15 protein-coding genes and 1 pseudogene are annotated in these 13665 nt (G+C 70.0%); 7 read left to right on the top strand and 9 right to left on the bottom strand.

Translation table 11 applies throughout. From position 1 onward, the window contains the following. The first annotated feature begins 409 nt into the window (after positions 1 to 409). The 4 genes from pstS (at position 410) to pstB (ending at position 4535) form a co-directional block, all read left to right on the top strand. Positions 410 to 1543 (top strand): phosphate ABC transporter substrate-binding protein PstS, encoded by a 1134-nt coding sequence (gene pstS, locus ABZV31_RS31675; RefSeq protein WP_355900325.1) that lies wholly within the window; start codon positions 410 to 412, stop codon positions 1541 to 1543. A 108-nt stretch (positions 1544 to 1651) separates the two neighbouring features. Further along, positions 1652 to 2656, top strand: coding sequence for a phosphate ABC transporter permease subunit PstC (gene pstC, locus ABZV31_RS31670; RefSeq protein WP_355900324.1), 1005 nt, complete (start codon positions 1652 to 1654; stop codon positions 2654 to 2656). After that, positions 2653 to 3717 (top strand): phosphate ABC transporter permease PstA, encoded by a 1065-nt coding sequence (gene pstA, locus ABZV31_RS31665; protein ID WP_355900323.1) that lies wholly within the window; start codon positions 2653 to 2655, stop codon positions 3715 to 3717. The genes pstC and pstA overlap by 4 nt, the downstream gene beginning before the upstream one ends. Before the next feature lie 41 nt (positions 3718 to 3758). Next, positions 3759 to 4535 carry a phosphate ABC transporter ATP-binding protein PstB gene (pstB, locus tag ABZV31_RS31660; RefSeq protein ID WP_355900322.1) on the top strand — a complete coding sequence of 259 codons (777 nt, stop codon included), beginning with the start codon at positions 3759 to 3761 and terminating at the stop codon, positions 4533 to 4535. Positions 4536 to 4640: 105 nt separating this feature from the next. Here pstB and ABZV31_RS31655 read toward each other — a convergent pair whose 3' ends face one another. From ABZV31_RS31655 to ABZV31_RS31645, 3 genes are all read right to left on the bottom strand, one after another. Further along, a complete protein-coding gene (locus tag ABZV31_RS31655; RefSeq protein ID WP_355900321.1) occupies positions 4641 to 4841 on the bottom strand; it encodes a DUF5988 family protein in 201 nt (66 codons plus the stop codon). A gap of 101 nt (positions 4842 to 4942) precedes the next feature. Continuing rightward, entirely contained in the window at positions 4943 to 5941 is a 999-nt protein-coding gene (locus ABZV31_RS31650; RefSeq protein WP_355900320.1) for an inorganic phosphate transporter, read from the bottom strand. Positions 5942 to 5948: 7 nt separating this feature from the next. After that, a complete protein-coding gene (locus ABZV31_RS31645) occupies positions 5949 to 6569 on the bottom strand; it encodes a DUF47 family protein (protein ID WP_026252685.1) in 621 nt (206 codons plus the stop codon). A gap of 234 nt (positions 6570 to 6803) precedes the next feature. Between ABZV31_RS31645 and ABZV31_RS31640 the strand changes: the two genes are divergently transcribed. Further along, positions 6804 to 7160, top strand: a complete 357-nt coding sequence (locus tag ABZV31_RS31640; RefSeq protein ID WP_355900319.1) for a metal-sensitive transcriptional regulator — start codon at positions 6804 to 6806, stop codon at positions 7158 to 7160. A gap of 36 nt (positions 7161 to 7196) precedes the next feature. On the opposite strand, the gene ABZV31_RS31635 is transcribed toward ABZV31_RS31640, so the two are convergent. Continuing rightward, complete coding sequence (locus ABZV31_RS31635; protein WP_355900341.1) at positions 7197 to 7367, bottom strand: hypothetical protein; 171 nt, start codon at positions 7365 to 7367, stop codon at positions 7197 to 7199. A gap of 101 nt (positions 7368 to 7468) precedes the next feature. After that, the gene (locus ABZV31_RS31630; protein ID WP_355900318.1) at positions 7469 to 8251 is read right to left on the bottom strand and encodes a hypothetical protein; all 783 of its coding nucleotides are present in this window, start codon (positions 8249 to 8251) and stop codon (positions 7469 to 7471) included. A gap of 237 nt (positions 8252 to 8488) precedes the next feature. On the opposite strand from ABZV31_RS31630, the gene ABZV31_RS31625 reads away from it, so the two are divergent. After that, positions 8489 to 8662 carry a hypothetical protein gene (locus ABZV31_RS31625; RefSeq protein WP_355900317.1) on the top strand — a complete coding sequence of 58 codons (174 nt, stop codon included), beginning with the start codon at positions 8489 to 8491 and terminating at the stop codon, positions 8660 to 8662. A 22-nt stretch (positions 8663 to 8684) separates the two neighbouring features. On the opposite strand, the gene ABZV31_RS31620 is transcribed toward ABZV31_RS31625, so the two are convergent. The 3 genes from ABZV31_RS31620 to ABZV31_RS31610 are packed head-to-tail and all read right to left on the bottom strand — an operon-like array spanning position 8685 to position 12702. After that, positions 8685 to 9107, bottom strand: a complete 423-nt coding sequence (locus tag ABZV31_RS31620) for an NUDIX hydrolase (RefSeq protein ID WP_355900316.1) — start codon at positions 9105 to 9107, stop codon at positions 8685 to 8687. Positions 9108 to 9125: 18 nt separating this feature from the next. Next, the gene (locus tag ABZV31_RS31615; protein WP_355900315.1) at positions 9126 to 10379 is read right to left on the bottom strand and encodes a CHAD domain-containing protein; all 1254 of its coding nucleotides are present in this window, start codon (positions 10377 to 10379) and stop codon (positions 9126 to 9128) included. Next, the gene (locus tag ABZV31_RS31610; RefSeq protein WP_355900314.1) at positions 10360 to 12702 is read right to left on the bottom strand and encodes an RNA degradosome polyphosphate kinase; all 2343 of its coding nucleotides are present in this window, start codon (positions 12700 to 12702) and stop codon (positions 10360 to 10362) included. Before ABZV31_RS31610 ends, ABZV31_RS31615 begins: the two co-directional genes overlap by 20 nt. Positions 12703 to 12886: 184 nt before the next feature. Here ABZV31_RS31610 and ABZV31_RS31605 point away from each other — a divergent pair. Continuing rightward, positions 12887 to 12999 (top strand): annotated as a pseudogene (locus ABZV31_RS31605) (RNA polymerase subunit sigma-24); the annotation flags it as partial. Between the two features lie 131 nt (positions 13000 to 13130). Here the strand turns inward: ABZV31_RS31605 and ABZV31_RS31600 are convergent. Continuing rightward, on the bottom strand, positions 13131 to 13262 hold the full coding sequence (locus ABZV31_RS31600; protein WP_355900313.1) for a hypothetical protein: 132 nt from the start codon (positions 13260 to 13262) through the stop codon (positions 13131 to 13133). Positions 13263 to 13665: the final 403 nt, after the last annotated feature.

Here is a 13665-nt window from a genome sequence, read left to right as displayed (position 1 = left end):
CTGCGCCTCCTGTCGGCTCCCGTGGATCGAGACGTTCGCCCGGCCCCGGGGGTTCCAGGAGGCCGAAAGTCCGCCAGGGGCCGAGCGTTGCCAGGGGGTCGAAAGTCTGTACGGCGTCCGGGCTGGGTGGGGTTCCATGGATTCGAAAGACCGTACGGCGGAGACTGTGATTCCGGGCACCATAACCCAAACGTCGGAACCTCCACGTGCTCTCCCCGTAAGCATTCCGTGACCTCACCGCACCGACGGCAGGGGTTCACCCTCCGTTCACTTCCGGCCATCGGCGGCTTCACCTGTTCTGCCTAATTTCGGCCGTACCCGGTGCGGATTTGCATGTCGGCGCCTCCGCATCGCCCACACTTCGCACGCCGCCGATCAGGACGGCGGCTCCTGGAAGGAAAACCCTCAAGTGAAGCTTCAGCGCAAGAACCGGCGGGCTCTCGCTCTCGGCGCTCTCGCCGTCTCCGGCGCCCTGGCCCTCACGGCGTGCGGCTCGGACAACAACAACGGCGGCAGCAACGCAGGCAGCTCGTCCGCCGCTGCCGCCCCGGGCTCCGTCAAGTGTGACAACGCCAAGGGTCAGCTCCAGGCGTCCGGTTCGTCGGCACAGAAGAACGCCGTCGACGCCTGGGTCAAGCAGTACACGCAGTCCTGCAAGGGCGTACAGATCAACTACAACCCGACCGGCTCGGGTGCGGGCGTCACCGCGTTCCTGCAGGGCCAGACCGCGTTCGCCGGTTCGGACTCCGCGCTGAAGCCGGAGGAGATCTCCCAGTCCAGCAAGGTCTGCACCGGCGGCGGCAAGGCCATCGACCTGCCCATGGTCGGCGGCCCGATCGCGATCGGCTTCAACGTGCCGGGCGTGGACAGCCTGACCCTCGACCCCGCCACCCTTGCCAAGATCTTCAACGGCAAGATCAACAAGTGGAACGACCCGGCGATCGCGAAGCTGAACCCGAAGGCCAAGCTGCCCGACCTCAAGATCCAGGCGTTCCACCGCTCCGACGAGTCCGGCACCACGGACAACTTCACCAAGTACCTGATCGCCACGGCCAAGAGCGACTGGCCGTACTCGGGCGGCAAGGCCTGGCAGGCCAAGGGCGGCCAGTCCGCGCAGGGCTCCTCGGGCCTGGCCCAGCAGGTGAAGCAGACCTCGGGTGCGATCTCCTACTTCGAGCTCTCCTACGCCTCCGACGGTATCAAGACCGTCGACCTGAAGACCGGCGCCTCCACCCCGGCCAAGGCCACCGTCGAGAACGCCACCAAGGCCATCTCGACCGCCAAGGTCGTCGGCACCGGCAAGGACCTGGCGCTGAAGCTGAACTACCAGCCGACCGAGGAGGGCGCCTACCCGCTCACCCTGGTCACCTACGAGATCGTCTGTGACAAGGGCAACAAGGCCGCCACCCTGCCGGCCGTCAAGTCCTTCCTGACCTACACGGCGTCCGAGGACGGTCAGAAGCTGCTGGCCAGCGCCTCCTACGCCCCGATCCCCGCCGAGATCATCTCCAAGGTCCGCACCACCATCGCGGGCCTGAGCTGACCTGAGTGTGCGGCCCGGTCCCCTCCTGATCGGGGCCGGGCCGCACCGTCCGGTGCACCGCCGCCAGGAGCCGTACGCGCAGTACGGCCCCGCAGACCGGAGAACCCGATGGACATATCGACGCAGAATACCGACGCACCTCCCCCCACTCCCCAGCCCACGGCCGAGCAGCAGCGCGCGGCCCGTGGCGCCACCCGGCCCGGAGACCGGATCTTCCTCGGTCTCTCCCGTGGGTCGGGCATCGTGCTGTTGGTGATCATGGCCGCGATCGCGGTCTTCCTCACCTACCGTGCTTCCCTCGCCATCAGCAAGGACCACGGCAACTTCCTCACCACCTTCGAGTGGAACACCGGCACCCTCCCGCCCGTCTTCGGCATCGCCGTGCTGGCCTTCGGCACGATCGTCTCCTCGATCGTCGCCATGGCCATCGCCGTTCCGATCGCGGTCGGCATCGCGCTGTTCCTCACGCACTACGCCCCGCGCAGGCTCAGCGGCCTCATCGCGTACGTGATCGACCTGCTGGCCGCCGTGCCGTCCATCGTCTACGGCCTGTGGGGCGCCCTCGTCCTGGTGCCGCACCTGAACGGCCTGTACGGCTGGCTGGACGGCTACCTCGGCTGGACCGGCATCTTCTCCTGGCAGGGCGGTGCCGCGCGCTCGCTGCTCACCGTCGGCATCCTGCTCGCGATCATGATCCTGCCGATCATCACGAACGTGAGCCGCGAGGTCTTCCGCCAGGTCCCGCGGATGCACGAGGAGGCGGCCCTGGCCCTCGGCGCCACGCGCTGGGAGGTCATCCGCATGTCGGTGCTGCCCTTCGGCCGCTCCGGCGTGATCTCCGCCTCGATGCTCGGTCTCGGCCGCGCCCTCGGGGAGACGATGGCCGTCGCCACGGTCCTCTCCCCGACCTTCGACATCCAGGCCAGCCTGCTCGATCCGGGCGGCGGCACCTTCGCCCAGAACATCGCGAGCAAGTTCAACGAGGCCACCGAGTTCGGACAGGACGCGCTGATCGCCTCCGGTCTCGTCCTGTTCGTGATCACCCTGCTCGTCAACGGCGCGGCCCGCATGATCATCAACCGCCGCAAGGAGTACTCGGGGGCCAACGCATGACCACGCCAGCCGTCACCGACAAGCGCCCCAGCTCGCTGCGCGGCGCCAGACTCCCGAAGTGGTTCCCGTTGGCGGTCGTCGCGGGCTCCGTCGCCGTCGCCGCGGGCATCGGCCTGGGCGCGGGCCTGCACAGCAAGGTGCAGTGGGGCCTGATCGCCGCGATCCTCGCCGTCCTCGGCACCTACGTCATCGCGGCCCGCGTCGAGGGCCGCAGGCAGGCCAAGGACCGCATCGCGACCAGCCTCGTCTGGGTCTGCTTCCTCATCGCCGTCGTCCCGCTGACCTCCCTGATCTGGGCCACCGTCAAGCGCGGTGTGAAGGTTTTCAACGGCTACTTCCTGACCCACTCCATGGCCGGCGTCGCGGACACTGAACCGGGCGGCGGCATCTACCACGCCCTCCTGGGCACGCTGGAGCAGGTCGGCCTTGCGACCCTGATCGCCGTGCCGATCGGTGTGCTCACCGCGATCTACCTGGTCGAGTACGGGCGCGGCAGGCTCGCCAAGGCCGTCACCTTCTTCGTCGACGTCATGACGGGCATCCCGTCGATCGTCGCCGGCCTCTTCGTCCTCAGCTTCTGGATCCTGATCCTCAAGATGGGCTACTCCGGCTTCGCCGGTTCGCTCGCCCTGTCGATCCTGATGATGCCCGTGGTGGTCCGCTCCACCGAGGAGATGCTCAAGCTCGTCCCGAACGAGCTGCGCGAGGCCTCCCTCGCGCTGGGCGTCCCGAAGTGGCGCACCATCCTCAAGGTGGTCCTGCCGACCTCCATCGGCGGCATCGCCACGGGCGTGATGCTCGCCATCGCACGCATCACCGGTGAGACCGCTCCCGTCCTGCTGCTGGTCTGGGGTACCAACTTCATCAACACCAACCCCTTCAAGGACCCGCAGGCCTCGCTGCCGCTGTTCATCTACCAGCAGTACGCGAACAGCGCGGGCTCCGGCGCGGCCTACGACCGTGCCTGGGCGGCGGCCCTCACCCTCATCGCCTTCGTGATGATCCTCAACCTGGTGGCTCGCGGCATCGCCCGCTGGAAGGCCCCGAAGACCGGTCGCTGAGGCGGCCATCAGCGACTGAGACTGGAAGTGAAGAAGTAGTCATGGCCAAGCGAATCGACGTAAGCGGGCTCACCGCCTACTACGGCACCCACAAGGCGATCGAGGACATCTCGATGACGATCGAGCCGCGCTCGGTGACGGCGTTCATCGGCCCGTCCGGCTGCGGCAAGTCGACGTTCCTGCGCACGCTCAACCGCATGCACGAGGTCACCCCGGGCGGCCGGGTCGAGGGCAAGGTGCTCCTGGACGACGAGGACCTCTACGGCACCGGGGTCGACCCGGTGTCCGTCCGGCGTGAGGTGGGCATGGTCTTCCAGCGGCCCAACCCCTTCCCCACGATGTCGATCTTCGACAACGTGGCGGCGGGGCTGCGGCTGAACGGCAACTACAAGAAGAGCGAGCTGAACGACGTCGTCGAGAAGTCGCTCAGGGGCGCGAACCTCTGGAACGAGGTGAAGGACCGCCTGAACAAACCGGGCTCCGGCCTGTCCGGCGGTCAGCAGCAGCGCCTGTGCATCGCCCGTGCGATCGCGGTGGAGCCGAAGGTGCTGCTGATGGACGAGCCGTGCTCGGCCCTGGACCCGATCTCCACCCTCGCGATCGAGGACCTGATCGGTGAGCTGAAGGAACGCTTCACGATCGTCATCGTGACGCACAACATGCAGCAGGCGGCGCGCGTCTCCGACCGTACGGCGTTCTTCAATCTCGCGGCGGTGGGTCAGCCGGGGCGTCTGGTCGAGATCGACGACACCGAGCGGATCTTCTCCAACCCGTCCGTCCAGGCGACGGAGGACTACATCTCGGGCCGCTTCGGCTGATCCGACGCCCCCACCGAGAACCCCTCGCGGTGCTGCATGGCGGTGCCACCGCGAGGACGCAAAAAGGGCCCGCCCCTGCTCCCGGGGGCGGGCCCGCTGCTCTGCTCACTCGGCGACTTCGGTCCGCTCCCACCATCGGTAGACGGTGGCCCGTCCCTCCTTGCTGTCCTCGTGACGCGAGGTGACCTTGTAGTGCTCGTATCCCCCGCGGTGCGGAATCTTGAGCTCTTGCCCCGGAGGAACGATCGGCACAAAGGTGCCCGCGAGATCCTCCGGCCCGCCTTCGAGGAGTGCTTTGGCAGTCATAGCTCCAGTCTTGTCACGCCTCCGACGACCGCATCTCGAACGGCGCCCGGGCGACGCGCCCCCGGAGGTGTGGTGGGGGCCACGGGAAGGCTGGGGGTTAGTTACAGGAAGGCCAGGTGGATCAGCCAGAAGGCGAAGGCCGCCACGATCGCCGCCGCCGGCATCGTGATGAACCAGCCGAGGACGATGTTCTTGGCGACGCCCCAGCGGACGGCGTTCACGCGCTTCGTCGCGCCGACGCCCATGATCGCCGAGGTGATCACGTGGGTGGTCGAGATCGGCGCCTTGAACAGGAACGCCGTGACGAACATGATCGACGCACCGGTCGTCTCCGCGGCGAACCCCTGCGGCGGATCGAGCTCGATGATCTTGCGGCCCAGCGTGCGCATGATGCGCCAACCGCCGGCGTACGTCCCGAGCGACAGCATCAACGCGGAGATGATCTTCACCCACACCGGGATCGGATCCCCGTACTTCTGGACGTCCCCGATGACCAGGGCCATCACCACGACGCCCATCGTCTTCTGCGCGTCCTGGAGGCCGTGCCCGAGCGCCATGGCCGCCGCGGACACCGTCTGCGCTATACGGAAGCCCCGCTTCGCCTTGTGCGGATTGGCCCGGCGGAAGATCCACATGATCGCCGTCATCACCAGATAGCCGACGATGAGGCCCACCACCGGCGACAGGAACATCGGAGTGACGATCTTGTCCAGCACCCCGGACCAGTACACCGCCGTACCGCCCGCCAGTGCCGCGCCGACCAGGCCGCCGAACAGCGCGTGCGACGAGGACGACGGCAGGCCGAAGTACCAGGTGACCAGGTTCCAGCAGATGGCACCGGCCAGCGCGGCGAAGAGGATGCCCATCCCCTTGCCGCCCTGGGGTGTCTGAATCAGGCCCTCACTGACCGTCTTCGCCACCCCGCTGCCCAGGAACGCACCGGCGAGGTTCATCACCGCCGCCATCGCCAGCGCCGCCCGCGGTGTCAGCGCGCGCGTCGACACCGACGTCGCGATCGCGTTCGCGGAGTCGTGGAAGCCGTTCGTGTACGCGAAGAAGAGCGCGACCAGGATGGTCACGATCAGAGCGAAGGTGTCCATGGACGGCTCAGGACTCCTTGACCGCGATGGTCTCCACGGTGTTCGCCACGTGCTCGAAGGCGTCCGCCGCCTCCTCCAGCACGTCCACGATCTGCTTGAGCTTCAGGACCTCGATCGCGTCGTACTTGCCGTTGAACAGGTGCGCCAGCAGCTTGCGGTGGATCTGGTCCGCCTGGTTCTCCAGGCGGTTCACCTCGATCCAGTACTCGGTGAGGTTGTCCATGGTGCGCAGGTGCGGCATCGCCTCGGCCGTCAGCTCGGCCGCCCGTGCCAGGACCTCGATCTGCTGCTCGACGCCCTTGGGCAGTTCCTCGACGTTGTAGAGGACGACCAGGTCGACGGCCTCCTCCATGAAGTCCATGATGTCATCGAGGGACGACGCGAGGGAGTAGATGTCCTCGCGGTCGAAGGGCGTGATGAACGAGGAGTTCAGCTGGTGGAAGATCGCGTGCGTGGCGTCGTCACCTGCGTGTTCCGCTGCCCGCATACGCTCTGCGATCTCGGCCCGGGCGGAAGCGTCCGCCCCGAGCAGTTCCATCAGGAGTTTCGAGCCGGTGACGATGTTGTCCGCGGATGCGGCGAACATGTCGTAGAAGCTCGTCTCCCTGGGGGTCAGACGAAAGCGCACGTGGGGTCCTCGGGGTGCTTCGGTTTCGGTCAGGCTGATGCTAAGCGCATCATCCGGCCACGGCTAAGGGGCCGTCCCCCAGTGTCGCCCATCGGGCAGAGTGCTCCGCACGGGGGATGTACCGGGGGCCGGTCCGGCCTCCGTGCTCGGCGTTGGCCACAGGCCCTATACCCAGCAAAGTTCGCTACGATATACCCTCTAGGGGTATGAGCTCGTCCTGAGATGGAGGCCGCGATGACGACCACCGAGGCCGGCGCGGCGGCGCCCTCCGAGGGCACTGGGGCCGTGGTGACGGACCACGACCGCGGCATCCACGGATACCACAAGCAGAAGAACGAGCATCTCAAGCGGCTGCGCCGGATCGAGGGGCAGATCCGGGGGCTGCAGCGGATGGTCGACGAGGACGTCTACTGCATCGACATACTCACCCAGGTGTCCGCCTCCACCAAGGCCCTGCAGTCCTTCGCCCTGCAGCTGCTGGAGGAACACCTGCGCCACTGCGTCGCCGACGCGGCCCTCAAGGGCGGCTCCGAGATCGACGCGAAGGTGGAGGAGGCCACAAAAGCGATCGGGCGGCTGCTGCGCACCTGACGGCAGGGCGGCCCGCCCGCCCGTCGAGCGCCCGGTTCAGTCGCGGGAGGCGTCCCCGCGCTCTTCGGCCACCTTCAGCACCTCGTCGATGCTTTCCATACTGAGCCGCTCCTCGGCCGCCGAGGCCGCGATGATCAGCTCTCCGCACAGCTCGATCTCGGCGAGGGCCACGTGGTCCTGAACTGCCGTACCGCCGACCGGAGCCACGCGCATCACCTCGTCTCTGCCGTTACCGACTCCCTAGGGTAGGGAGCGGCCGACACGCCGCGCATGGCACGGACGGGCTAGTTCGCGCCTCATTTCTCGGCTCATTTCTCGGCGATCTTCCCGGCGTAGATGTCCTGTGACCGCGGCAGCCCTACGGTCACGGGGGTCCCGAAGCCGTACAGCAGCGTCGTCGAGAAGACCGCCACGGTGCCCCTGTGCTGCCCGTTGACGAAGCTGAACCGGTGCCGGATCTTGCGGATGCGCCCCTGGTCGTCGAGGTAGGCGTCGAACGGAACCTCGGCCGTGGCGAACCCTTTCGCCGCCGCCTTCAGTGCCGCCTCGTCGGCCGCGGAGGCGCTCTTGGCCGCCAGGTCGAGATCGGCGGTGCCACGGTAGTGCCGCACCGCGACCCCCGCCACCTCGGTCTTCCCCACGTACGTCGCCGTGCGCGTCCCGCGCAGCACCTCCGCGGCGGCGAACGGGTCGGTGGCGCCGCCGGTGACGAGGTTGCCGTCGGAGAGTGTGGCGGTGTCGACCCGAACCCACTTGTCGGCCGGCACACCCGCGCCCCGGTTCTTCATGAACAGGGCGCCCGGCGTGAGGAGTTCGGTGATCGGCCGGTGCTCGGCGGCCCCCGCCGGGTCCTGCGGCAGGATCACCGTCAGCCGCCCGAGTTGTCTGCGGAAGTCGTAGACGCCTTCGCCGCGGATCGTCACGCGCGTGCCGCCGGTGGCCATCTCCATCGACGTCCGGGCCTCGGAACTGCCCGCGTCCAGCAGCGTGTCGGCGGCGTTGCGCAGGGTCCGCACCGGATCGGCAGCGGCGCGCGCGTCCTCTGCGGCGGCGCCGCTGCCGGAGCACCCCGTGGCGCACGCACAGACCATGAGCCCCGCCGCGAGGACCGTCCCGCCCGCCCTCCGCCGAGCCCTCGACTTCGCTCGAGCAGGGGGGACCCCCATCTGCTGCCGCTCCGCCATCGCCTGCCTACCCCCAGCCGCTACGTCCGTCACGGGCCCCCTGTCGTTCCGGTTAACGACGAGTAGGTGACCCCGTCACGCGCCGGTGCGGGGCCACAGGGTGCGGGCACGAGCCATTCACCCGGCGTGGGTAACGTTGTCGGCGTGGCGCAGCACGAGGGGCTCGGCCCTGCCGGGGAAGAGCAGGAACACCGCACGACGACGGTCGAACAGGGCCGCTTCTGCGCGGCCCGCTGCACCTGCGGCTGGCGCGGCCCCGCCCGCCGGGCGCGCAGCCTGGCGCGCGCGGACGCGCAGGGGCACGCGCCACACGCCTGACGGGGATCCGCCCGGTCAGGCGTCAGGCGTGCCGCAGGGCCGTCAGCAGGTCGTCGACCAGCTCCCGGTCGCGGGGCTGGGTCAGGCGGTTGCGGGCGGCCGCGGGCGACAGCCACAGGATGCGGTCCACCTCGTCGCCCGGCGTGAAGTGGCCCCCGGTGGCCTCGGCCGCCCAGTACCGGACCTGTTTGGGGCGGCCGTTCGCCATGTAGTGGAGGGTGCGCAGCTCGGCGCCGGGCACGGCGGTGTACCCCGTCTCCTCCTCGACCTCGCGCAGGGCGCCCGCGAGCGGGTCCTCGCCGCGCTTGAGCTTGCCCTTGGGCCATGACCAGTCGTCATATTTCGGCCTGTGAACGAGGCAGAGTTCGAGTGCGCCGTCCACGGGCGAGCGGCGCCACAGGAGGCAGCCGGCCGCCTGGACCGTGGTGTCCTTCGTCTCAGTCACCGGGTGCTCACCGCCTCCTCAGGGAGCCCTGACCGTCTGCTTCTGCCACGACTGCTGGAAGGCGAACCTGGCCGCCTCCACCTCGTGCCGCTGGTCGGCGTGGAGCACGCCGAGCGCGTACGCCGTCGCCGGGGCGATGCGCGGCGTACGGGCCGCCGCGGCCGCGGCCGCCGCCGCCTCGGAGGCGTCGCGGTGCCGGTTGAGGGCCTGGCCGGCTGCCAGCAGCCTTACGTCGACGGGCGCGTTGCCGCCGTAAAGGACCTCGCGGGCGTACCGGTGCAGGCGCAGCAGCAGGCGGACCTGGTGCCAGGGCGCGTCCTGCGGGTGCGGGGACGGGTCCGGGGACAGGCCGTGGATCAGCGCCTCCGCGTTGTACGGGCTGCCCGCGGTGACCAGGGGCAGCGCGGCGACCGCGTCCATCAGTCGCTCCTCCGCTGCCGCGGCGAGCGGGCGGAGGTCGGCGGTGGCCGCGGTGGGGGCCAGGGGGACCTCGCTGGCCAGGACGGCGACCTTGTCGGCGACCGCGTGGAAGCGGCTGGATCCGAGGGCCTGGAGGGCGGCGGAGTGGGCTCGGGTCCGGGCCAGCGTCAGCTGGCGTTCGAGCAGAGCGCCTGCTTTAGCCGCGCCCACTGTCAGGTTGCCGCGGTCCGGTGTGGCCGGGCGGGTCGGGGGACCGGCATTGCCGGGTGCCTCCCCCGAGCTCTTCGAGAAGGGGGTTCCCCCGGCGGCCACCCGTGCCGCCCCGGCGGCACGACTGCCCGATCCCGCGTCGGCACCGCCTGCCACGGCTACGCCGGCTGCGCTCGCCGCGCCCGCCGGTTGGGCGGGCAGCGCTGACGAGCCCGACAGCCTGTGCAGCGCCAGCAGCAGGCGGTCCAGGCGGGCCTGGTAGGCGTGCTCACGCGCCAACGTCCCCGACAGCCAGGCCAGTTCCGGCCGCATCTCCTCCGACCAGGTCTCCTCCAGCAGGGGGCGGAAGGTGTGCAGGCTGCCGCTGATGCGGCGGGCCGAGCGGCGCAGGGCGCGCGCCGCGTCGACGGACTCCGCCGAGCCGCTCGCCGTGCCGCCGGTCTCCCGGTGCAGGCGCAGCGCCCGGAGGAACTCCGTGGCCTGGGCCCGCAGATAGACCGCGAGGGCGTCGGCGGTGGGGACACCTCCCTGCTCATGGGGGTCCCCCCGCTCGAGCGAAGCCGAGAGTGGGGGAGCAGCCGAGAGCTTGGAGGAGGGCCCGGCCGTGGGCTCGTCCGTCGGGTCAAGGTGTTGCTGTGCCACGCCGGCGCCTCCGGGCGTCTATGAGCATCTCCTGGATGTTGCGCAGGGGTTGGCCGTCCGCGTCGGTCGCGTGCCGGGTCCACTCGCCGTCCGGCCCGAGGTGCCAGGAAGCGGTGCTGTCGGACATGCCGGTTTCGAGGAGTCGGTTGAGGTAGGCCCGGTGGGTCGGGTCGACCACCCGGACCAGGGTCTCGATACGGCGGTCGAGGTTGCGGTGCATCATGTCGGCGCTGCCGATCCACACCTCGGGCTCGCCGCCGTTGCCGAAGACGAAGACCCGGGAGTGTTCGAGGAAGCGGCCGAGGATGGACCGTACGCGAATGTTCTCGGACAGCCCGGTGACGCCGGGCCGCAGTGCGCAGATGCCGCGCACCCAGACGTCAACCGGTACTCCTGCCTGGGACGCGCGGTAGAGCGCGTCGATGATCGCCTCGTCGACCATCGAGTTGACCTTGATGCGGATGATGGCGGGACGCCCGGCACGGTGGTTCTGGACCTCTTTGTTGATCCGCGAGATGAGGCCGTCCCGCAGGGACTTGGGGGCGACCAGCAGCCGGCGGTAGGTCTCGCGGCGCGAATAGCCCGAGAGCCGGTTGAACAGGTCGGACAGGTCCGCGCCGACCTGCGGGTCGGCGGTCAGCAGGCCGAGGTCCTCGTACAGGCGGGCCGTCTTCGGGTGGTAGTTGCCGGTGCCGACGTGGCTGTAGCGCCGCAGGGTGTCGCCCTCCTGGCGCACCACCAGCGACAGCTTGCAATGGGTCTTCAGGCCGACGAGGCCGTACACGACGTGGCAGCCGGCCTCCTCCAGCTTGCGCGCCCACTTGATGTTGGCGTGCTCGTCGAAGCGGGCCTTGATCTCGACCAGGACGAGGACCTGCTTGCCGGACTCGGCCGCGTCGATGAGCGCGTCGACTATGGGAGAGTCGCCGGAGGTCCGGTACAGGGTCTGCTTGATGGCGAGCACGTCCGGGTCGGCGGCCGCCTGCTCCAGGAAGGCCTGGACGGAGGTCGAGAACGAGTCGTACGGGTGGTGCAGCAGCACGTCCCGTCGGCGCAGCACGGCGAAGACGTCCGGCGGGGACGCCGACTCGACCTCGGCGAGGTCGCGGTGGGTGCCGGCGACGAACTTCGGGTACTTCAGCTCCGGCCGGTCGAGGCTGTGGATGCGGAAGAGGCCGGTGAGGTCCAGGGGACCCGGCAGCGGGTACACCTCGGCCTCGCTGATCTTCAGCTCCCGTATGAGCAGATCCAGGACCTCGCGGTCGATGGACTCCTCGACCTCCAGGCGCACCGGCGGCCCGAAGCGGCGCCGCATGAGCTCCTTCTCCAGGGCCTGGAGCAGGTTCTCGGCGTCGTCCTCCTCGACCTCCAGGTCCTCGTTGCGGGTGACCCGGAAGGTGTGGTGCTCCAGGACCTCCATGCCCGGGAACAGCTCCTCCAGGTGCGCGGCGATGACGTCCTCGAGGGGGACGTACCGCCCCGGGGAGCTCTCCAGGAAGCGGGACAGCAGCGGCGGCACCTTGACGCGCGCGAAGTGGCTGTGGCCGGTGACCGGGTTCCGTACGACCACGGCCAGGTTCAGGGACAGGCCGGAGATGTACGGGAAGGGGTGCGCCGGGTCGACCGCCAGCGGGGTCAGCACCGGGAAGATCTGCTGCCGGAAGAGCGTGAACAGGCGGGCCTGCTCCTTCTCCGTGAGCTCGCTCCAGCGGACCAGGTGGATGCCCTCCTTCGCGAGGGCGGGGGCGACGTCCTCGTGGAAGCAGGCGGCGTGCCGGGCCATCAGCTCGCGGGAGCGGGCCCAGATCATCTCCAGTACCTGGGTCGGCTGCAGCCCTGAGGCGGACCGGGTGGCGACCCCGGTGGCGATACGGCGTTTCAGACCGGCCACCCGGACCATGAAGTACTCGTCCAGGTTGCTGGCGAAGATCGCGAGGAAGTTCGCCCGCTCGAGCAGGGGCGTGTTCGGGTCCTCGGCGAGTTCGAGGACACGCTCGTTGAACGCGAGCCAGCTGCGCTCCCGGTCGAGGAACCGACCCTGCGGCAGCTGTACCCCGTCAACCTGCGACTCCTCGTACGCGTCGAGGTCGGCATCGATGTCGGGTGCCAGATCGGAGCCCGCCGCCGCCACGGTGCGCGGCCGGTGGGCGGCTATGGAGCCCACGGAGGGCTGCGCGTGCTGGACCTGGGCCTGGGTCTCTGGCTGGCTCATAAACCCATTCTTCCGCGCATGGAGCCGAATGGGTGCATCGGAAAGCGCGGGCGGGAGCACGGCGGCGGCCCCCTCGGGGGGCGGCGAAGGCTCTGGCACAGCGGGCTTCATTGGCCGAGCGTCGCAAGTCCGTCTGAATCAATGGTTACGGAGACATGACGTGCGGGATAGCGGGGGGCGGCCCGCGGGCGCTCACGGGGGCGGCGCCGAGTGCGGGGACGGGGGCGGCGCCGCGGACGGGGACGGGGAACGCCGAGGGCCGGGACGGGCAGCGATAGTGGGCCTGACCTGGTCGAAGCACCGTGCGTCCGCGGAGGAGCGCGTGCTCGCGGGGGTGGAGCACGGGGACCTCGCGGGCGCCCTGACCCGGCTCTCCCCGAGCTGCGGGCCGTCCTGCAGGAGACGGTGGAGAATCGTGAGGCGGGTGAGGGTACGGCGTACGGAGCCGGCAGCGCGCACGGCGCAAGGAGCCGGAATCGCGTACACGGACTACGGAGCCGGCAGCGCGCACGGCGCAAGGAGCCGGAATCGCACACGGACTACGGAGCCGGCAGCGCGTACACCGCGTAGGGGGTCGGCATCGCGTAGGGGGTCGGCATCGCGTACGGAGCCGGCAGCGCGTACACCGCGTAGGGGGTCGGCATCGCGTACGGAGCCGGCAGCGCGTACACGGAGCAAGGAGCCGGCACCGCGTACGGCGCCGGAGCGCGGCGCGCGGGCTGTGGTCGGCGCTCTGCTGCGGCCGGTGTGGTGCTCCCTGCCGTGGCGGGTGCTCGGGGCAGCAGGTGCGCTGGGGCTGATCGCCGGGAGGACGCGGCTGCCGGGCCCCGCCCGAGCACGGCCGAGGGCCCGACGCTGCTGAGGCCGGCCGCGCTCGTGGGCGGGCTCGCACAGGCGTTCCTGCTCGACGACCCCGCCCGGCACACCACCGCCGCCGTACCGGTGCGGCGGCCGGTGCGGGCGGGGCTGCGGGTGGCGCTCGTCGCGCCGGGTCGCGGTGCCGTGGTGGACGGCCGTGCTGCTCCTCGTACCGGCGGGAGCACGGCCCCCGGCCGGCGCGGTCACCCTGGAGGC

The organism is Streptomyces sp. NPDC005202 (assembly GCF_040608235.1).
GTDB lineage: Bacteria > Actinomycetota > Actinomycetes > Streptomycetales > Streptomycetaceae > Streptomyces.
Note: the sequence above shows the minus strand (reverse complement) of the source record. Positions and strands in the feature narration are given on the sequence as shown.

Coding starts and splice junctions, on each gene's coding strand:
- pstC (WP_355900324.1), top strand. CDS start 1,652: ATGGACATATCGACGCAGAATACCGACGCACCTCCCCCCACTCCCCAG.
- pstA (WP_355900323.1), top strand. CDS start 2,653: ATGACCACGCCAGCCGTCACCGACAAGCGCCCCAGCTCGCTGCGCGGC.
- pstB (WP_355900322.1), top strand. CDS start 3,759: ATGGCCAAGCGAATCGACGTAAGCGGGCTCACCGCCTACTACGGCACC.
- ABZV31_RS31655 (WP_355900321.1), bottom strand. CDS start 4,841: ATGACTGCCAAAGCACTCCTCGAAGGCGGGCCGGAGGATCTCGCGGGC.
- ABZV31_RS31650 (WP_355900320.1), bottom strand. CDS start 5,941: ATGGACACCTTCGCTCTGATCGTGACCATCCTGGTCGCGCTCTTCTTC.
- ABZV31_RS31640 (WP_355900319.1), top strand. CDS start 6,804: ATGACGACCACCGAGGCCGGCGCGGCGGCGCCCTCCGAGGGCACTGGG.
- ABZV31_RS31630 (WP_355900318.1), bottom strand. CDS start 8,251: ATGGTCTGTGCGTGCGCCACGGGGTGCTCCGGCAGCGGCGCCGCCGCA.
- ABZV31_RS31610 (WP_355900314.1), bottom strand. CDS start 12,702: ATGAAGCCCGCTGTGCCAGAGCCTTCGCCGCCCCCCGAGGGGGCCGCC.